Source organism: Vibrio cyclitrophicus, assembly GCA_023206055.1.
Classification (GTDB): domain Bacteria; phylum Pseudomonadota; class Gammaproteobacteria; order Enterobacterales; family Vibrionaceae; genus Vibrio; species Vibrio cyclitrophicus_A.
Genome location: CP065366.1, coordinates 2,057,075 through 2,075,825, shown reverse-complemented (window position 1 = coordinate 2,075,825; position 18,751 = coordinate 2,057,075). Strand labels below are relative to the sequence as shown.

Genomic DNA, 18,751 nt, shown 5'->3' with positions numbered 1-18,751 from the left:
TTAATGGAAAGTACTCATATCAGTATCTTCTATCAACATGATTATCTTGATAAAACATTGTTATTTAACCCAATTCACTGCTATAGCTAAATGTATCTTGTTTGATTAAACGGAATGCTATCAATGAGTGATTTATGGATCCTTTAACGCAGGGCGTGCTAGGCACTTCTTTGTCACAATCGGCCAGCAAAAAACAGCATTTGGTTGTTGCTGGGGTATTAGGGCTGCTCTCCGGGTTAGCGCCAGATTTAGATGCACTGATTAAGTCTCAAAGTGACCCTTTGTTGGCTTTGGAATTTCATCGACAGTTTACCCATTCACTCTTCTTTATCCCCATTGGCAGTTTGATCTGTGCCTTGGTTCTGCATCACCTGATTGCAAAAAGGCGTGGGCTTTCTTTCAAACAAAGCTGGCTGTTTTGTGCACTGGGTTATGGCACTCATGCACTGTTGGACGCTTGTACCACTTATGGCACGCAGTTACTTTGGCCTTTGACCAACGCGCGTTTTGCTTGGAATACCATATCAATAATCGATCCTGTTTATACGCTTCCCATCTTAATTTTACTTGTGTTTGCAACGTTGAAACGAGCACCTTGGCTAGCACGTGTCGCATTTGCGTGGGCTTTGGTTTACCCAACACTAGGGATGATTCAGCGAGATAGGGCAGAGGCGATTGGCTGGCAATTAGCGCAAGAAAGACAACACACGCCGATCCGATTAGAGGCAAAGCCGAGCTTCGCGAATATCTTAGTTTGGAAAGTGGTGTACGAAACAGAGGCTCATTATTATGTAGACGCAGTACGGGTTAGCACATCGGTAAGTGCATATCCCGGAGAGTCGATTGCTAAGCTGAACGTTAGCAGGGATTTACCTTGGCTTGACCCTGAATCCCAACAAGCCAAAGACATTGAGCGCTTTCGCTGGTTTTCGAATGGTTATCTTGGACAAGATCCAACAGACGAGCTGCGTATTATCGATGTCCGATATTCAATTGTACCGAACCAAATGAAAGCATTATGGAGCATTAAGCTATCAAAAGCTGTTGGTGCAAACGCGCATGTAAAATACGAAATGCACAGAGACAACACGCCTGAATCGAGACAGATCTTCTTAGAGATGTTGAAAGGTGATTAATGGTTAGAGGTCTTGAGAGTAAAAAGGCTGAGTCAGTAATCTGCCCAGCCTTTAATTTATCGTTGTTCTAAACAGCCTTTGTTGATTGGCTGATTAAAGGTAACGGCTTCTCAAGTGATCTTTGAAGTACTGTGCATTCAAGGTTTCACCCGTTGCGCCTTTCACCAAGTCACCGGTGGTGAGTAGGCTGCCTTTGCTCCAAATATTCGATTCTAGCCAAGTGAAGATAGGTGATAAGTCACCGCTTTCAATCACTGAGTTCACATCAACCGTTTTCTTCATTGAAGCCATGAACTGAGCCGCGTACATCGCGCCTAGTGTGTAAGATGGGAAGTAACCGAATGCGCCGTCGGTCAGCTAGCAATGGTAATGTCAACGACTGCTGTACAAAAACACACCTGATAATATACATCGTTTTGGTGTACATTGATTTGGTGTGTATAATTTGAGTTGAGTTTAAACATGGAAAGCGGACTTCAGAAGATCTACCTTCACCACAGTTACTTCAAAGGAAAATTCACAGAAGTTGAGTGTGTTGGGCATACAAACAATATGGGGACAAACGGTGCAGGTAAATCGACCATGCTTAGCCTTATCCCTTTCTTTTATGGTAAAGAACCGAGTTCACTGGTAAACAGAGCTGGTGAGAAAAAAGCATTTGCTGATTTTTTATTACCATCAGTGCGATCAATGCTGATTTTCGAGTATCAGCGTTTGGGTGAACTCAAGTGTGTTGTAATGTATAAATCGAAGAAATCGGTAGCTTATAGGTTTGTTGATTGCAGTGCAGAAGGAGGCTTGTTTCAACAACATCTTATGGATCAGTTGGCCTGCACTAACGATGTGCATGACTGGTTGAGACACGTAGTATCTAAACACTTTTATGTAAGTAATCAGATAGGAAGCTCAATTGATTACCGAGCGGTTCTATTAAACGATAAAAAGCGCCTTCAAAAGAAACGTAAATCCCATCAATCTTTATCATCAATAGCTTACCAGTTTTCACTTTGTTTAAATGACACTCAAATGCAGCATATCGATTCTTTAACAGCAGTAATGTTGAGACACGATAAGCTACTCGCTCAATTTAAAACCATGGTAGTAGACAGCTTTTTATCTGATCAGATAGACATCGGAGATGCGCCTTTCCACAAGGACGATGCGGAATATATCAATAGCCTTAATGTATTGGTTGAGATTGAAAAGCATAGCGCTACGTTTCATGGTGCTTTGGATAAAGATGTAGAACTCAAAGAACAATGGTCGTTATTGTTAGCCTATAAAAAACAGTTGGACCAAGCTGCTTCTCAAGTGGGATTAAACCTGATTACTACAGTGGCTTTAATAAAAGACTTGGATATTCAAACAGGTGATCTGGAAGATGATTATAAAAGTAAAACAGCCGCATTAAGAGAACGTTATAACAACGAGTCTAATAACTTAGGGGGCAAAAATAGCCTAATTCAGACGATATATGATGAAAGAGAACGGTGGGACGGGAAGGAGAACATTACAACCAAGATATCCCAGTATGAACAGTTGTCTGACTATGAAGCCAAGATGAACAGTGATAGTAACCACTACACAGGTTTATTAGAAGCGGTATCACAGCAGGCTGATGCCCACCAAAAAAAAATTGGTCAACTGGAAACAGATACAACGAATAAATTAAGCAAGGCAAAGGATGAGCGTTCCACATTAGATAACTCAATGTCTAAGCATTTGAGGTTTGCCCAGCAAAGGCAAAGTGATCGTTCTGACGAAATGCATGTGCAAATTCGTGAATTTTTAAAAAGTCGAGCCTCAGAAAAACAACGCATTAATGATGATATTCAAGCGCTCTACGGTGATATAACAAAGGCTTCTTTGTATTCTGAAGACGAGAATAAAGAAATTAATTCATATGAAAACCAGATTAATGAAATCGAAGAACAACTAGTAAAGCAAGCTAAAGATATATCGGAGAAACGAAGACAACTTAATAGTGATAAAAAGTTTCGGGACGGCAAACTAGACGAACTAGAACTCAAAAAGAAAGCACTGGGTAAGACGGAAAAGGAAAGAGAGAAAATCACTAGGCAGTTAAATCCAGAGCCTGATAGTTTGCATGAATTTTTGAATGAAACGAAAGACTCTTGGAGAGACACAATAGGGAAAGTGATTCGACCTGAGCTCCTTAGCCAGAAGAACTTAAATCCTCAATTAGTCGGTGGGGAAAGTTCCCAAGCTCTGTATGGACTCGAAATAAACCTAAACTTTGTTGAACCGAACGAGTTTACTAAGTCTGAGAATCAGCTAAAGCAACAAAGAGAAGTCCTAAAAAAAGATATCCTGAACTATGAAGAAGATATAACTCGTATAAAAACAGAGCTTGGAAAATTTAACAAGCAGGTCTCCCAGTCCGAAAAGGAGCTATCCCAACTGGGAAGAGAAGAAGATGGATTGAATACTGAAAAGAAAGAGATAGGTCTATCAATAAAAGCAAAAAAAATTGATATAGAGAAGGCCATAACCATTAGGGTTGGGGAAATTGATAAACGTATTCAGCAGAGTATTTTAGAGCTAAAAGCATATGATCATCAAACGGATAGTGGTGTTGAAAAGTTAGAAGAAACTGCCAGGCAAGAGATACTTACTTTGAAAGCCAACGCTTCGGTTGAAGAGGCGGCAATTCAAGAGCAAATCGATCTGAAAGATCAATTGATTAAAGGCATTAAAGATACTGCGGATAATCAACGTAAAGAGCTCGAGAAGACCTTTGAGGCCGTATTGAAAAATAAAGGTATCGATCCTTTGACTGAGCAAGTAGCTAAAGAAAGGGCGGTCAAGTCTAAGAGTGAATATGAACTGATAAAAAGCTACGCACAGCTACTCAACGACTATCGTAGCTGGGAAAAATCGTTGTGGGTACATATAGATAAGCATGAAAAAGAGGCAGCTGAACTTTCAGCATCAGTTGCTTGCCTATCTAGTCAGCTTGAGGATAAAAAGAAAAATTACCAAGAGCGATTGAAAGAACTAGAGGTCAAGACCAAAGAACAGAAAACGAAGCTAGGTCGGTTAGAGAAGGAGCAGAAGAGTGTAAATAACGCCTTTGAAGATGTTAATGATGCTCTTGATAAAGTCCCTTCTACACATGAATCATCCGAAATAAGAGACAATTTATCTTTAGATCTGTTACTTGAACGACTAACAAAGAACATTAATAGGATTAAAGTATTGCGTCGAAGCATCGCTGATGCAGTAAAGAAAGTGGGAGAGGTTCTAACAAGTATAGGTTCAAAAAATAAAATCTATGTTTTGTGGGAGAACATGGAACAAGACAGAAGTCGTCGTTCGATTCATGCCAATTACACTGAAGATTTCTTAATTGAGGGTGTCGATGATGTAAAACGTTTGTTAGAGGTAGCCATCCCCGATATCAGGGAAGTTACCTTAGAGTCACTTAAAACAGTAGGTGAACGGTATGTGCGTTTCTACCATTCATTGGACACATTAAATAGAAAAGTGAGATCAATTTCCTCAACACTTGGTGAAGAGATAAATACAACAAATCACTTTGAAGCATTAAGTGACATTAACATAGAGTTGGTATCAAAAGTCGATGAGTTTGATATCTGGAAAGATTTAAAGGCGTTTAGTGAAGTCTGGTCTAACTGGGTGGAGAGCGATCGGAATGTTCTTCCTAGCAAAGAATTTGTAACGATATTCCAAAGTACGACAGACTCTTTGCGTAGTTGTCAGATAAGTAATGATATAGAGTCTTTAGTCGATATTGATATCTCGATGAGAGAAAATGGTAGACCTGTAAACATAAGAACCGATGCAGATCTGAAAGGGCTAAGTAGTGAAGGTATATCTACTTTGGCAGTGATTGTTGTGTTCTGTGGAATGACTCGTTACTTATGTAAAGACAATAATGTGAGGATACATTGGCCATTGGATGAACTTGGTAAAATTTCAGACGAAAACGTGATGATCCTATTCGAGTTGATGGATGAACATAACATCTCGCTGTTTTGTGCTCAGCCTAACCCATCTCCTGTATTACTCCGCTACTTTACCACCAAGAATTATGTAGACAAAAACCTGGGTATTAAACGTTATGTCTCAATAAAAGGTGATAAGAAAAATCCTTTATTACCTGAAGAAGAGGACAAGTAATCATGAGCACCAGATTTGAAATTACGGTTGAATATTTGCTTGATGAAAAAGTGATATGTGAAGCTTCTTATCCCGAAACTTTTCGATTCCTCCAAGACTCTAGAAATCGTTCCGAAGTTAATGCATTTCTGCATCGAGTTTCCAGACAAGTTGGAAAGACGAAAGACAGTAAAGGTTATTATTGTTCATATGAGACATTGGAAGATCCAAAGAGACGAAAAAAAGCGACGAAACAGTTCTCTCATATGCTGGCCGACCTAGAACCGTTGATAGATTGGCTTAGATTAGTAAGAAATGTAGATGCAGAATCTCGCCCAATAGAAGCAGGGACAAGAATTTCAGAGTCAGAGCTACTATCTGCAATAGAAGAGTCTTCCTCTATGTCTGAACTCTTGAGCCAAATAGCTTCTAAATTTAGAAAAGTTTCAAGGTCTGTTGAAACAAAAACCAAGTTGAGCTCTGTTTTGACTTATTTATCTGACAATGGCTATCTTCTATCAGTTGGTAGTTCTGGCGCGGTGTATAAAGCGACAGCTAAATGGTCTCTATTATTTGACCAATTAGAATTCATACATTCATTTGAAGGTTATGAATTACCAGATGATGAACTAGAATCTCAGCAGGAGCTCTTCTGATGGGACGTAAAGAAGATTCTAAATCAGCGATTCGAGCACTAAGTAAGCATATAGAAGTAGTCGATGAAAGCTGTTATGTCACTGCTGGTCAAATTGATGACACACCTGAAAATGAATCTGCAATAACAGCCTTAGAAAAGAATCGATTAGCTTACTATGTAGATGACAATCTTGGTGTGCAGGTCCACAGCAAAGTTAGGAATTTGTTAGATCATGTCACGAGCAGATATAGGTTTAGAGAAAAAGTAGGAGCATATTCCAGCCTAATTGAAGATTTAGAGTTTAATATTGAGAGCTACAATAAATCGAAGGTCAGGACACATACTACTCATGAGCAATACTTTGATGAAATCAGAGAGATAGTTATGGAAATAATGGACATGCTTACAGGTGCGCTAAGCATGTACCACCATATTGTTTCTGATGAATTTAGTGTTGTGTCTGATATTGATGAACGTATAAGGCAGACAACCCGCTGCAAAGATGAGTGCTATAAGCTCCGAACGACAATCAGCCACTTAAATGTGGTAAAGATAAGAGAATGGGTTGGAACTGATTTACTGCTTGAACGTTTACTAATGAAAGTCTTTAAATCTCATATTGATCGCTGTTTAAAAGACCTAGCAGCGACCAATCGCAAGCTAAACAGCATGGTAGAGAAGCTGCAAAAAGATAAAGCAGTTCGTCGGCTTAACATGCTGATTGATATCTTCTCGAGTAAGTTCAAAGAGCAACCTGGCTATCGACCCGACATATCAGGAATTATGGAGTTGCCAACTTGTGCCTCTCTTGCTGAAAGACAACGTTTGGGGGGATATGCTGATATCAGTAGTGCAAGGGATGAAGAACTGCTGATGGATATAGCTCTGGATACTTTGGAAAAGGTTCAACCAGAGCCGAATACTGAGCAACCAGAAGAAATTGAAGAGGAAATCTCCGATGCAAGAGGAGGAACTCTAGAAAATGTTCTTGATCCTCTAACAGAAAATGTTGAGCTACTATTTCAGGCTATTACCGACAGATCCCACAAAGAAGATATTTCAGCAATGAATGCTTATGGAGTTCTCGGTGTTGAAGCTCTGCCTGAAGATTGGATGATCATGGTGATGAGCTATTATGAAGCACAGAAAAAATCAATTTCCAGATACGTAACTGTCGAAGAGGTCAGAGATATTGTTCAGCCTTTTGACGGTACTTTGTATATTAAGGATATGGTTTTCAGGAAGGGTAATCGTGAATAAGAAAGTTCTTAAACTTGCACTCCAAATAGTTAAGTCATCGAGAAGACAGCTTCCAGACAAACCTTCTTATAGACATATTTGCGATGAAGTAGGTATAGGCGATTATCGAAGTGGCAAAATTCATTTAAGTTCTTATGAGTTGAGGAAGCTGGAAACCTTTCTTGATGAAATGTTTGGTAAATCAGTAATAGATTTATCTCTTGAATTTCATAACCGCATGGATGCATCAAAAACAGTACCTGATGAAAAGTGGGCAAAAGGAGACGTATTTAAATCGATGATTAATATGTCGAGCCTTACTTCATCGATTCCCTTGGTAGGTGATGTGGAAGTATCAACACCAGTTGGTACTGTAGTATCGGTAAGAAAAGGTCATTTGGATGTCGAACGCATAAAGCAGATGATAATCTTAGAAAACGGAGAAGCCTTGGTTTACTGGGAGGAAGTCATCGACCGTATACCTTCTGAATATAAGGAGGCGGTAATGATCTATAAAGGGCATGGTGATAACCAGTCAGTTGTGATGGAAGTGATTAATAGCTTAGGTAATTCAGCAAAAGTTGCTATCTTCTTTGACTACGATGCAGCAGGCATTGATATGGCTTTAAAGGTAGCAGAGGTAAGACCCATCGATCTAATAGTACCAACAAGCTTATCTCCAGAAATACTAAAATTGAGTAAGCTTGAGGAATTTCACAAGCAGCAGCCTCAGCTATTAAGGCGACTAAAGGATCCTCACACACCAGAGGTCGTTAGAGAGCACTTGAAGAAAATTGAATCGGAACGTTTGGCTATTACACAAGAACACCTGGTGGTACATAAAGCGCGATTGAAAGTGATAGAGAATCTGGAGATTAAGCAATGATTGGAGGCGGCCTTAGTACAAAAGAAGCGCGTTTCAGAGTTATCGAATTACTGGCTTATTGGGAAGGAATGGTTAATGCCTCTAAGTTAGCCGTGTTGTTTCAGGTAACAGTAAACAATATTACTAAGAGCTTAGCAGAGTATAGAAAAGAATATCCAGACTCACTTTCTTACAATAAGAGCGAGAAAAGATTTGAACCGACTAGTGAGTTTCATCTCCAGTATATTGACGGTTCATGGGAGGAGTATACTGCGTTCCTGAGACTAAATAACGTTAGCTACTCTTCAACGCTATGGGGTGAAAATACCATTGATTTTGGGCCTACGATTTCGAGTCATGTTGACCCACAAGTAAGTCGCATTCTTACACAGGCAATAGCAAAAAATCTCGCTATCCAAGTGACATACTATTCTCTTAGTCATCCAGAAGGAATGAAAAGAAGATTACATCCAATTGCAATGGCAAACAGTGGACTCAGGTGGCATTGCCGAGCTTACGATGAGTACAGGAAAGAATTTAGAGATTTCAATGTAAGTCGTATGAAGGATGTAGCTATTGCTGGAAACTCGTCTTGGAAAGTCAAGGATGACGACTGTTGGATGCAGACAATAACTTTGAGAATTTCTCCTCAACCAACGCTAACTGTTGAACAGAAACGTGTGATTATGATGGATAAGGGAGAAGGGGACTTCTATGAGGTAAGTATACGAGCAGCTATGGCCGAGTACTACTTACAATTTCACCTTATTGATAAGTATGAACGATCAGAATCAGATGATCCTAAGATACGGCCTTTGTACCTAGAAAACTATGACGAAGTTAGTAGGTGGTTGTTCTAATCGAAAGTAGCAAAGAGCAGCACTTTCTTGTGCTGCTCTATATCTAATTTGATGTTTTATTAAAGGTAACGACTTCTCAAGTGATCCTTGAAGTACTGTGCATTTAAGGTTTCGCCTGTTGCGCCTTTCACCAAGTCGTCAGTGGTGAGTAGGCTGCCTTTGCTCCAAATGTTCGACTCTAGCCAAGTGAAGATAGGCGATAGGTCTCCGTTTTCAATCACCGAGTTCACATCGACCGTTTTCTTCATTGAAGCCATGAACTGAGCCGCGTACATCGCGCCTAGTGTGTACGATGGGAAGTAGCCGAATGCGCCGTCTGTATGGTGAACACTCATCACTATTTTATTCTCTATATGCGCATGATTTATATACAGACTTTAACTAGGGCGTGTTGATCTTTGCTGTACATTTCGCGTTCAACAATACATCGTTAGCCACATCAACATGAATGCCAGTGATAACATGCTGGCATAATTCCTTTCCAGCTTGTCATATCTACTTGAAATAGCTGGATAATGCTTAATTCTCGCAAAGGCATTTTCGACCAAGTGACGATACTTGTATAGACACCAATCCATACTGTCTTTGTCTATATCTTGTCCGTAATTGCGTTTAGCAATGACCGTTTCTCCGCCACGTTCCTTAACAAAAGTACGAACTATTCTAGATGAATGAAGCCAAGCGCAAGCGCTTGGCTTATGTGTGAGGAAGGTTAGCTGATTTTTTTCGTTAACGTTTGTATCGATGGTAAGTTATCTTTTAGCTTTATCCAAGGTACTTTAGCTTCATTAATGATGAACTCTCTTGCTTTCTTATTGCGTTTTTTCGCAAATGGAGTGGCAAGCATTCCAAAGCAGACAACAAGAATATAGAGGGCAAACAGTGGCGGGAAAAGAAAGCTAAGTGCCACAACAGGGATTAAGGCATATAAGGATCTTACAAACCCTAATCTGAATTCAAACCCCTTAAAACCATCATCTATACTGTATTCTGATTCTTGGGTAATGTTGTAAATACTCTCAAGGAATTTATCTTGCTCATTGTGTTTTTGGAAAGCTTTGTTGTCTGAGCTTAGCGTGTAATCTTTGATCGCCAGCCAGTCTCCTCTTTGAATCTTACCTGTCATGCCTGTAGGCATGTGTAGTTCTGTTAAATTGCCGTCCATTGTTTGCAATAACAGTACTTGGCTTAGTTTAGATGTCCGAGTGTCGGTAATATAGCTTTCAATATTTCGTTTTCGCTCAATTTCAGTGTGAGTATAGTTATAAGACTTATTAAAATGACTGAATTCGTAGTGATCTGTTTCTTTATCTGTCCCTGATATCTCCTTCTTTGACTCTGATTTGTACTGAATATCTGCGTTCGTATCAATGTCGAGAACTTGGCCCAAATAGAAATTATTCACCACATTAAACTTAATGTCACCAGCAAGGACTAACTTGTGTAAGTAATCGGTATTAAATTGTGAATTGTACTCACCCTCAAGATTCGACTTTATTTGCTGGATTGATATTTGGTTGGCAGGCTTACTTAGCAGAGGTTCGTCAGCGCTCTCTACATGGGCTTGGCTCTGAGTTGAAACTATTTCTAGCGCAGGATGATCGGATGATGTGAATAGGGTTGTCTCACTTGGCTCTTGTAGTTCTTCTGTAGTGTTGGTTCCGCAAAATGCACAGTATGCGCTATCACTAGCAATACGTTTTGTACATGAACTACAAAGAATATCGCTTTCTAAACGAGGTCTTTTTGAAGGTAAATAGCCAAGTGATTGCTTTGTTATTTGCAGCATAGATGAATAGAAATCGAGTCTTTGATTGTATTTTTTTATGCTGTTTTTAAAGTTAGATGAGTGATGAGAATACTCAAGTCCAAACAAAATCGCGCCTATAGCAACGCCAGCTATGAGGCTAAGTTCCAAGTTGTTTGTTTGCCAGAAAACAAGAAGAAAAATAGCGATGGTTAAAGTTAAACCAAAGCTTGGACTTCTTTTTTCTGGCTTTTTGACAAGACTAGGCTTAATAAACTGATCTTGTCCGTCATCCTTATGTATGGTTATAACTTCTTCGCCAATTACGCCGTCGATTCCAACACTAAACACGGTAATAATATCGCCTTTCTGTAAGTTGCGTGTCGCTTCTGCTTCGGCAATAATTTTAAACTCGTGAAGCTCGCCATCACTATCAACAACTTTCGTATTCCAAAGACTATACTCCTTCGTATTATCAGTGTAAGTCCTAGTTTTTGTTTGGTTTTTACCATCATATTTGTCTTCTTTAGTGGTTTCGACCCCGCCAACTATTTCCTTTGCGTAACTAATTGAAATAATCTCGCCCGTTACAAGCTCTGCATTAGGAAACTCACTCTTTATGTTGCTGACCAATTCGGGGTGAACTTGATCAATACTATTCTTGACAAACTTTGGCAGTGCTTCTCCACAATCTCCGCAATAATTTTCGTCTTTAAAAAGCTTTGTTTCACAATGTTGCATCTATCATTATCCATAATTTATAAAGTATTGAGTAATCTAACTTAAATTAATGGTATATTCCATGATGCATATGTGAAGTTTGTGGTTGGCATGGGTTGTAGGTTAAATACTTATGGCCAAAGGGAGTGAATATGGAAAATCAAGCATTAAGAGAAAACGAATCAAACACCGTTTTAAAGGCTAGTGGACAGAAAAGTTCGGTAAAGCTCACAACGACTCTTTTTTATCTATATTCAGTCATTCATTGTTGTGTCTTCCTTTTTTTGATAGCGCTTTTTGATAATCAGCGATTTGCCGATCTACATCGAGAGCCAGCCTTCATATTGATTGCTCTTCTGGGGTTTGCTATTCCTTTTGCCTTAAGATTCAAGAGTAAAATTCGCAATCTCATCGTCTATGTCGTGCTAACTGTATCAGTTACTATTGGAGGCTTTGGTACTTATGCTCATTTTACTAACGATACAATCCCAAACACTATCTCCCAAGCTCATAGTTACGTTTTAAATTTCATCGATACTGAAAAGAACATGTATATTGAGAGGCAAGCTCGTAATGCCGCATCGCTAGCTAATCAGCAAAATTTAAAGAAAAAAGATACATCCAAAAACATTTACCAGATCATTTCTAGTGATGAAGCGGATACCTTTGTCAAACTCATCATTAATTCTCCTCATGGTATATCTTCTTTTCTCTATAGTAAGGCACTATATGGAAGCAATTCTCACATTAAAACAATAGCTGATGGTGAAAAGGCATGGACTTACATGATTCTATTTGCGGTTGGCTTTCAACTTTGGCTTCATGCAACGAAAGATGGCGTTGAGCTGCTTCATGCAATGAAAGAGATTAAGTTTTTCGGATTCATTGGTCTGGTGTTTTTTATCTTATTTTGTTCAGTATTTATTGGCATCTTGTATTCCATTATTTCATTCAATGAATCTGCAATGACCTCAATTATTTCCGCTGGTTTTTTAAGCGGCTTCCTTTTGAAATTTCAAGCTCTTCTTTACTTTGATAAGAATGGCAACAAAGGGGGTATCTTTTATTTTAGTTTTATCTTTCCTCTTTGTGTGTATATCGTTGCAACAATTCTTAGCGCGGTCAAAGGCTTTGGGTTTTTCTCTTTTGCTGGCGGATACTGGATTGAAACACTTGGTGTCACTGGAGCTTTATGTGTTGTTCTAGGTTTTTACATATTTTTCAAAATTAATGATATGTATGAAGATTATGCAGCAAGAAAAAGATGATGAAGATATAAACCTAAGTGAAGCACACGCCCGAAGGATAACTACTTTGCTTTATTTCTCTGATACTTGCTACAAAAAGTGTACTTGACGGCTCAGACTTAACGCTGACAAAACTAGGTCGAAAACTGGAAACTAATACCACGGCAAAACATGCGATCAAACGTGTTGATAGACTGCTTGGAAATCGCCAACTACATCGTGAGAAAGACCTTATTTATAAATGGCATGCCTACTTAATAACGGGCGCTAACCCATGTCTTGGGATCCTTGTTGATTGGTCTGATGTTAGTGAACAACTTCGTTATATGACGTTAAGAGCATCCGTTGAACTTGATGGTCGAGCCATCACAATCTTTGAACAAGTTTTTGAATATGGCCAATATAATTCACCGAAAAGTCACCATATGTTCCTCGATAAATTACAGAGTATTTTGCCGAAAAAAATCAGTCCGATCATCGTTTCTGATGCGGGTTTTCGAAATACTTGGTTCAGACAAGTTCAGGCGAAAGGTTGGTTTTGGTTAGGTCGTGTCCGAGGTGAAGTATCAATAAAACAACCTCAAAAACCTTGGGTCTCAAATAAAACCTTTTATCCAAACGCTATCCATAAACCTAAATATCTTGGCCACTGCTTATTACCAAAGAGATCACCGATATCTTGTGAAGCCTATGTTTATAAAGTGTCTCGTCCTAAAATACGTTGACAGTATTTCTACTAAGCCAATAGCGTCAGCTGTTGGCTTTTTTCATGCACCTCATTTGGAGTTTTCATCCTAAGGCTAAGGTGCGGCCTCATGTTGTTATAGGTACTTATAGACTCTTTTACTAGTTGTTTAAGCTCTCCGAGGTTTTTACACTTATCAAGTAAGAACTCTTGTTTCAGTATTCCATTTACTCTCTCTGCTAATGCATTTTGGTAGCAGTCATAACCGTCTGTCATCGAGGGGATTATGCCGCTACTTTTCAACTTATCTTGATAAACACCTGAGCAGTACTGGAGACCACGATCAGAGTGATGGATACACGAACAATGATATTGACGTCCCTTAACAGCCATATCTAGCGCTTTCACAACATCCGTCGCCTTCATTTCGTTGCTCAGCTCGTAGCCCATAATTTTCCGACTAAACGCATCAGTTACCAATGAGAGATAGTGAACACCTTCATCTGATTGGATATAGGTAATGTCACTTACTAACACACCCTCTGGATTGCATGGTTTGTAGTTCTTTAATAAGTTCGGATGTTTTTTCATCCAATGCTTACTGTTTGTCGTTTTTGTAAAACTACGTTTAGGTCTTACCAATAATCGTTCATCACGTAAGTAGTTGAAAAGAGCATCTCGACCTAGCTTGATACCTTGTTCTTGCAACTTTGGCTTAAGTAAAAAGTAGAGTTTCCTAGTGCCAACCCGAGGCATATAACGTCTAATATCCAACACCATTTGTTTGATGGGTTTAAGTTCTAACTGGCGATGAACAGCTCGCTTTTCTCGTTGATAAACGCTTTGTCTCGTTATCCCGCATAGCTTACATACTCGAACTAAACTTATTCCGTCCTGTTCTTGAAGACTTCTTGCTCCTTGGCGAGATACTTTTTTCTGAGGCTAGTTCCGTGTTCAGCATCAAGAATATCAACCACTCTATTTAAAAAGAGATTCTTTATTTTTTCGTCTTCCAGCTCTTTCTCAAGGCGCTTTATTTTCTGTGCTGGTGACTCTTTAGGCTTAGATTGGTGCATGGTATTCATCCTTGGAGTTTGCGCCCAATTCATCTTACCGTGCTTTCGAAGCCAAGTTAAAACAGTTGAACGGCCTTGGATACCATAAATGGTTTGGGCTTGTTTATATGTCATATCGCCTCTTTCTACAGCGGCGACGACCTGTAATTTAAAGCCTAGTGTGTAATCACGCTGAGTGCGCTTAACGTAGGTATTATTTGAAGTAGTCATAATTCGTCCTCAATGTGTAAACACATTTCAGGACGGGACAAAGGATTAGAAAAAGGCAGAAAAGCCCAGCGCTATAGCAGAGCCAGCCAAAAACACTCCGCTACACATCTCTATCAACGCAGTGTAGAGGTGTCGTGGTTACTCGCGACCAATGTCCCTAGACATATCTTAAATGAAGCACAAATTACCAACCTGTACGCCAAGCGCATGCAAATAGAAGAAGCCTTCCGAGATCTAAAGAGTACCGCCTATGGGATCGCACTTCGTCACAACAGGACTCGTTGTACTAAGCGATTGGATATCCTGCTTCTTACTGCGTTACTCGCTGAAATCTTGATGTGGTGGAATGGCCTCATTGCAGTACAAGCCGACAGCATTAAACAACGCCGAATTCTATCCATACCTCGTCTAGGGATAGAGGACCTAAGTTTTGTGGCTGGTATTTTGTAGTCGTTAAAGCCGTAAATTAGACCTTTAAACTCACCCTTAACCTGTTCTTCTTTAAGGCGGATGGTTACACCGACATTCAGCAAAGCCAGCTCAAAATCAACCAGGGAAGCTTCTTTATCTAGTGTATCTATAGCTTTGTTTACAAGCCTGTGCATCATGAATTTAACAGTGTCAGGGGCTTGTTTATCAGCAACGCATTCTTTTGTTCGATCCATATCTTTCGTGCTTGCTAGCTCCTTAAGACCAAACCCTTTTTCAAGCTCTCTCATTACTTCCTGGGCGTTCGTAACGGATTGCCAATCGTTGATGACTTTATTGCTTTCAAGGCATTGAGTGCTAGCTGTGATGTGTACATGGTCTGAGTCGGTATCACTGTGTCGGAAAGCGATATAACGAGCGCTGTCGTAGCCGAGATGAGCCATCGTTTTCTTTACTGTTTTTTTCCACTGTTTATCAGTTAGATGCTCGCCTTCATCGAGGCTTATTACGAAATGACGGAACGACTCAGTAACGTTTGGATTGTGCTTGAGTGAGCTTTGTAGTTCGCTTATAGCATCGCTCCAGTCTGCGCCTGTAGCCAATTCACCAGTGCGGACAGGTATGGAATCTATTTCGTTCGCATGGATGAAAAAGGAGTGTCCCTCAGAGGCTGAAGCGTGGTCTTTTGAATTACCAGATCCGTATTTAACGAGGTTATCTGCGTCTTTTTGTTTAGCGCCATATTCTATCAAGTGCTCTGCGTCTTTTTTTGTCTGCTTAGTTCTTTTGCATTCTAGTTTTGTAAAAATCATATTTAAAATCTCGTAGTTATTATTATTATTGTTATGTATAGATGTATAGATGTATAGATGTATAGATGTATAGATGTATAGATGTATAGATGTATAGATGTATAGATGTATAGATGTAGATAAGCCCTCCTTAAGATAAGAAGGGAGTTAAAGGTTAAAGGTCGGCTTCTTCTTCAAGCTTTTCAAGATATATAGCCTTAAGCTGTTTAGCACTTAGAAACTTCCTAGCGATAGGGATAGCTGTAGCAGAAGAGTGGGAGTCTAGCGCAAGCTTGCGGACGAGGTTTAAGCTGACAATAAGCTCTTTGATGATACCAGAGAGCTGCTGCTGGGTTTCTACATCTTCTAGGTCATCTGCTATATCTTCGAGTAAACTTGCAAGCTTCTTCGTTTCTCTGAAATAGTTAATAAATTCTTCATGGTTGTTAGGTTTAACAACAAGCTGATTGATTGCCACGTCTCTCAGAAAAGCTGCTGCTGAGTTGTAGCTGTGCATTAGCTCGGTGAAATATTTAAACTGTTCTTCAGTGAGGTTTGTTTTTATGGCTTTAACGTAAAGGTTTTCTCGTGCTTTTCGTTCTTCTTTAAAAGCAGACTTTGCTGCATCAATTACTTCACGAGATGCAGAAAGGCATTCTTCATTAGCTTCTTTCTGATTGTTTGTGTAGTAAATAGCTATAGTTTCAACCGTCATTTTGTAGTCAGCAATAGCAATGCCGAAGTCCTTGGTGAAAGGCGGCAGAAGTGAAGGAACTATAACTTTAAGCTCCTCCTTTGAAAGAGATGTTGATTTAATTATTTCTTCTAACTATTTTTTACTTGCTCTTGTTATGTTATTTACAACTGCTCTGTAATTATTTAATTCTTGTTTAGTCATTTTCGATATGCTCTTTTTGTTATTTTTTAATGATGCATATCATAGTGCTTGTATTTACTAGCGATAACTGCGAAGCATGTTAGCGCAACGTCACCAGAAGGTGAGGTAAGCTGATTAAATCGCTATTTGGAACAAATAGTGAATTTAAACACCCGCTTGTTATTTAATTAGTTCTTGTTTTTATTATAACAATATTATTATGTGGTCTATTGATTTTTAAATTATAAGCTTATGGCTTAAAATATTAAGTTTAATGTTTATTTTACATTTTATTTCTCTAAAGTATGTATATTGTGATGGTTTTACTTTTTTGGAAATTAGTTTTAAATAAAGCGTAAGCTATTGATGCTAGTTTAGAAAACTGGATTTCAGTAATTGTGTGATTTAAAAGAACGCGATTTTGGTCACTGTAGTAGTTGCAATTTAAACTTTAGTTATTGAACGTTAGTTTAAAGTTTCACATAGCATCTCTTTAACTATTGAACGATAAGGCTTTGTTGCGAAGTGTTACAGGTTTATAGCACGCAGAATAACCCCAGCCTATGCTGGGGTTATTTAAACTATAAGTAACGATTCCTTAAGTGCTCCTGGAAATATATCGGGTTTAAAACTTCACCTGTGGCTTGTTTAACTAACTCATCAGTAGTTAGCAACGACCCCTTTGACCAAATTTTTTCTGATAGCCACGTAAAGATTGGAGTCATGTTTCCACTTCTGATAGCTTCATCAACATTAACGGTTTGCTTCATAGATGCCATGAATTGAGCCGCATACATCGCGCCGAGAGTATAGCTCGGGAAATAGCCAAAACTTCCGTCTGTCCAGTGAATGTCTTGCATACAGCCATTAGTGAAGTTGCCTTGAGTGCTTAAACCAAGGTAAGACTGCATCTTAGTGTTCCAAAGTTCAGGGACATCAGTGTGTTTGATTTTGCCGTTAATCAGATCACGTTCAATCTCGTAACGTAAAATAACGTGCGCTGGGTAGGTCAGCTCATCGGCATCAACGCGGATGAAGTCTTTCTTCACGCGAGTGTAGATCTTCTGGAAGTTATCTTTCTCAAATTCCGAGCCTGAGAACTGTTGTCCTGCTAGGCTAGCTAAGTGTCCGATGAATGGGTCGCTGCGGCCAACTTGCATCTCAAAGAACAGAGACTGAGATTCATGGATACCCATAGAGCGAGCTTCACCGGCAGGTTGGCCTGCTAGGTGTTTAGGTAAGCCTTGTTCGTAACGTGCGTGACCTGTTTCGTGGACGATACCCATTAAGCTTTGAACGAATTCAGCTTCATCGTATCGGGTTGTGATACGCACGTCTGAAGGAACACCACCACAGAAAGGGTGAACACTTTCATCTAATCGGCCGTGTTCGAAATCGAATTGAAGTAGCTTCATCACTTCTAGGCCAAGCGCTTTCTGTTTCTCTGTCGAGTAGATACCCGATGGCGCGTTAAATTGCTCGCTCGATTGCTTTTCGATCACTTCGTAAATCAGGCTTGGTAGCCATGTTTTAACGTCTGCAAACAGGGTATCAAGCGAAGCAGAGCTGGTGCCCGGTTCATAGATATCCAGCATCGCATCGTAAGGCGTTAAATTTGCCGCATCTGCACGGATTTGCGCTTCTTCACGTGATAGCTCAACCACTTCACGCCAGTTCTTTTCAAAACCAACCCAGTCGTTTTCTCCACGTTGGCTACGCCACGCATGTTCACATTTTGAACCTGCTAGAGATTTTGCTTCAACCAGTTTCTCTGGAAGCAGGTTAGCTTGTTGCCATTGGCGTTTTATTTCACGAAGTGACGATTGTTGTTCGCTATTTAGCGCTTCGTTTTCAGCGTCTGCAATCCAATCGCCAAGCTGTGGCTGAGTCATCAAGCCGTGAATATGAACAGAAAGCTCGGCCATCGCTTCGCTACGTGCTTGGTTGCCGCCAGCTGGCATCATTGAAGCTTGGTCCCAACCACAAATAGAAGCTAGGTGTTGAAAGCGTGAACATTTTTGAGAGTGTTCGACTAGTTTTTTGAATGCGCTCATTTGACTACTCTTAATTTGGTTTCTTTTAATGACCC

The 18,751-nt window shown here is 39.7% G+C and carries 11 protein-coding genes and 6 pseudogenes; 9 read left to right on the top strand and 8 right to left on the bottom strand.

Annotation, left to right across the window (positions count from 1 at the left end; all coding sequences use genetic code 11):
- Positions 1-134 precede the first annotated feature (134 nt).
- The gene (locus ITG09_09280; GenBank protein ID UPR50910.1) at positions 135-1,136 is read left to right on the top strand and encodes a metal-dependent hydrolase; all 1,002 of its coding nucleotides are present in this window, start codon (positions 135-137) and stop codon (positions 1,134-1,136) included.
- Between the two features lie 93 nt (positions 1,137-1,229).
- Here ITG09_09280 and ITG09_09275 read toward each other — a convergent pair.
- Positions 1,230-1,490: pseudogene (locus tag ITG09_09275) on the bottom strand (carboxypeptidase M32).
- A 108-nt stretch (positions 1,491-1,598) separates the two neighbouring features.
- Here ITG09_09275 and ITG09_09270 point away from each other — a divergent pair.
- The 5 genes from ITG09_09270 to ITG09_09250 are packed head-to-tail and all read left to right on the top strand — an operon-like array spanning position 1,599 to position 8,880.
- A complete protein-coding gene (locus tag ITG09_09270) occupies positions 1,599-5,300 on the top strand; it encodes an ATP-binding protein (GenBank protein ID UPR50909.1) in 3,702 nt (1,233 codons plus the stop codon).
- 2 nt (positions 5,301-5,302) lie between these two features.
- Positions 5,303-5,935 (top strand): hypothetical protein, encoded by a 633-nt coding sequence (locus tag ITG09_09265; protein ID UPR50908.1) that lies wholly within the window; start codon positions 5,303-5,305, stop codon positions 5,933-5,935.
- Entirely contained in the window at positions 5,935-7,176 is a 1,242-nt protein-coding gene (locus ITG09_09260) for a hypothetical protein (protein ID UPR50907.1), read from the top strand. Before ITG09_09265 ends, ITG09_09260 begins: the two co-directional genes overlap by 1 nt.
- Positions 7,169-8,041, top strand: a complete 873-nt coding sequence (locus ITG09_09255; protein UPR50906.1) for a hypothetical protein — start codon at positions 7,169-7,171, stop codon at positions 8,039-8,041. The genes ITG09_09260 and ITG09_09255 overlap by 8 nt, the downstream gene beginning before the upstream one ends.
- Entirely contained in the window at positions 8,038-8,880 is an 843-nt protein-coding gene (locus ITG09_09250) for a WYL domain-containing protein (GenBank protein UPR50905.1), read from the top strand. The genes ITG09_09255 and ITG09_09250 overlap by 4 nt, the downstream gene beginning before the upstream one ends.
- 59 nt (positions 8,881-8,939) lie before the next feature.
- Here ITG09_09250 and ITG09_09245 read toward each other — a convergent pair.
- The 3 genes and pseudogenes from ITG09_09245 to ITG09_09235 all read right to left on the bottom strand — a co-directional run bounded on the left by ITG09_09245 (position 8,940) and on the right by ITG09_09235 (position 11,368).
- Positions 8,940-9,209 (bottom strand): annotated as a pseudogene (locus tag ITG09_09245) (carboxypeptidase M32).
- 87 nt (positions 9,210-9,296) lie between these two features.
- Positions 9,297-9,518, bottom strand: a pseudogene (locus tag ITG09_09240) (transposase).
- Positions 9,519-9,592: 74 nt separating this feature from the next.
- Positions 9,593-11,368 carry a hypothetical protein gene (locus ITG09_09235; GenBank protein ID UPR50904.1) on the bottom strand — a complete coding sequence of 592 codons (1,776 nt, stop codon included), beginning with the start codon at positions 11,366-11,368 and terminating at the stop codon, positions 9,593-9,595.
- Positions 11,369-11,499: 131 nt separating this feature from the next.
- On the opposite strand from ITG09_09235, the gene ITG09_09230 reads away from it, so the two are divergent.
- The gene (locus ITG09_09230; GenBank protein ID UPR50903.1) at positions 11,500-12,615 is read left to right on the top strand and encodes a hypothetical protein; all 1,116 of its coding nucleotides are present in this window, start codon (positions 11,500-11,502) and stop codon (positions 12,613-12,615) included.
- A 56-nt stretch (positions 12,616-12,671) separates the two neighbouring features.
- Positions 12,672-13,316, top strand: a pseudogene (locus ITG09_09225) (IS4 family transposase).
- Positions 13,317-13,330: 14 nt separating this feature from the next.
- Here the strand turns inward: ITG09_09225 and ITG09_09220 are convergent.
- Positions 13,331-14,565, bottom strand: a protein-coding gene (locus ITG09_09220) for an IS3 family transposase (protein UPR50902.1) whose coding sequence is annotated in 2 segments (ribosomal slippage) — positions 13,331-14,196 and positions 14,196-14,565 — 1,236 coding nt in all. Because the reading frame shifts where the segments join, the coding sequence is not laid out codon by codon here.
- A gap of 51 nt (positions 14,566-14,616) precedes the next feature.
- Here ITG09_09220 and ITG09_09215 point away from each other — a divergent pair.
- A pseudogene (locus tag ITG09_09215) lies at positions 14,617-14,985 on the top strand (transposase).
- Here the strand turns inward: ITG09_09215 and ITG09_09210 are convergent.
- The 3 genes and pseudogenes from ITG09_09210 to ITG09_09200 all read right to left on the bottom strand — a co-directional run bounded on the left by ITG09_09210 (position 14,985) and on the right by ITG09_09200 (position 18,716).
- Positions 14,985-15,806: pseudogene (locus ITG09_09210) on the bottom strand (relaxase/mobilization nuclease domain-containing protein). The pseudogenes ITG09_09215 and ITG09_09210 overlap by 1 nt on opposite strands.
- Before the next feature lie 154 nt (positions 15,807-15,960).
- On the bottom strand, positions 15,961-16,500 hold the full coding sequence (locus ITG09_09205; GenBank protein ID UPR50901.1) for a hypothetical protein: 540 nt from the start codon (positions 16,498-16,500) through the stop codon (positions 15,961-15,963).
- Positions 16,501-17,243: 743 nt separating this feature from the next.
- Positions 17,244-18,716 carry a carboxypeptidase M32 gene (locus ITG09_09200; protein ID UPR50900.1) on the bottom strand — a complete coding sequence of 491 codons (1,473 nt, stop codon included), beginning with the start codon at positions 18,714-18,716 and terminating at the stop codon, positions 17,244-17,246.
- Positions 18,717-18,751 lie beyond the last annotated feature (35 nt).

Excerpts from the sequence above, each read along its gene's own strand:
- ITG09_09205 (UPR50901.1), bottom strand. The coding sequence starts at position 16,500 with ATGACGGTTGAAACTATAGCTATTTACTACACAAACAATCAGAAAGAA.
- ITG09_09250 (UPR50905.1), top strand. The coding sequence starts at position 8,038 with ATGATTGGAGGCGGCCTTAGTACAAAAGAAGCGCGTTTCAGAGTTATC.
- ITG09_09200 (UPR50900.1), bottom strand. The coding sequence starts at position 18,716 with ATGAGCGCATTCAAAAAACTAGTCGAACACTCTCAAAAATGTTCACGC.
- ITG09_09235 (UPR50904.1), bottom strand. The coding sequence starts at position 11,368 with ATGCAACATTGTGAAACAAAGCTTTTTAAAGACGAAAATTATTGCGGA.
- ITG09_09265 (UPR50908.1), top strand. The coding sequence starts at position 5,303 with ATGAGCACCAGATTTGAAATTACGGTTGAATATTTGCTTGATGAAAAA.
- ITG09_09230 (UPR50903.1), top strand. The coding sequence starts at position 11,500 with ATGGAAAATCAAGCATTAAGAGAAAACGAATCAAACACCGTTTTAAAG.
- ITG09_09270 (UPR50909.1), top strand. The coding sequence starts at position 1,599 with ATGGAAAGCGGACTTCAGAAGATCTACCTTCACCACAGTTACTTCAAA.
- ITG09_09260 (UPR50907.1), top strand. The coding sequence starts at position 5,935 with ATGGGACGTAAAGAAGATTCTAAATCAGCGATTCGAGCACTAAGTAAG.
- ITG09_09280 (UPR50910.1), top strand. The coding sequence starts at position 135 with ATGGATCCTTTAACGCAGGGCGTGCTAGGCACTTCTTTGTCACAATCG.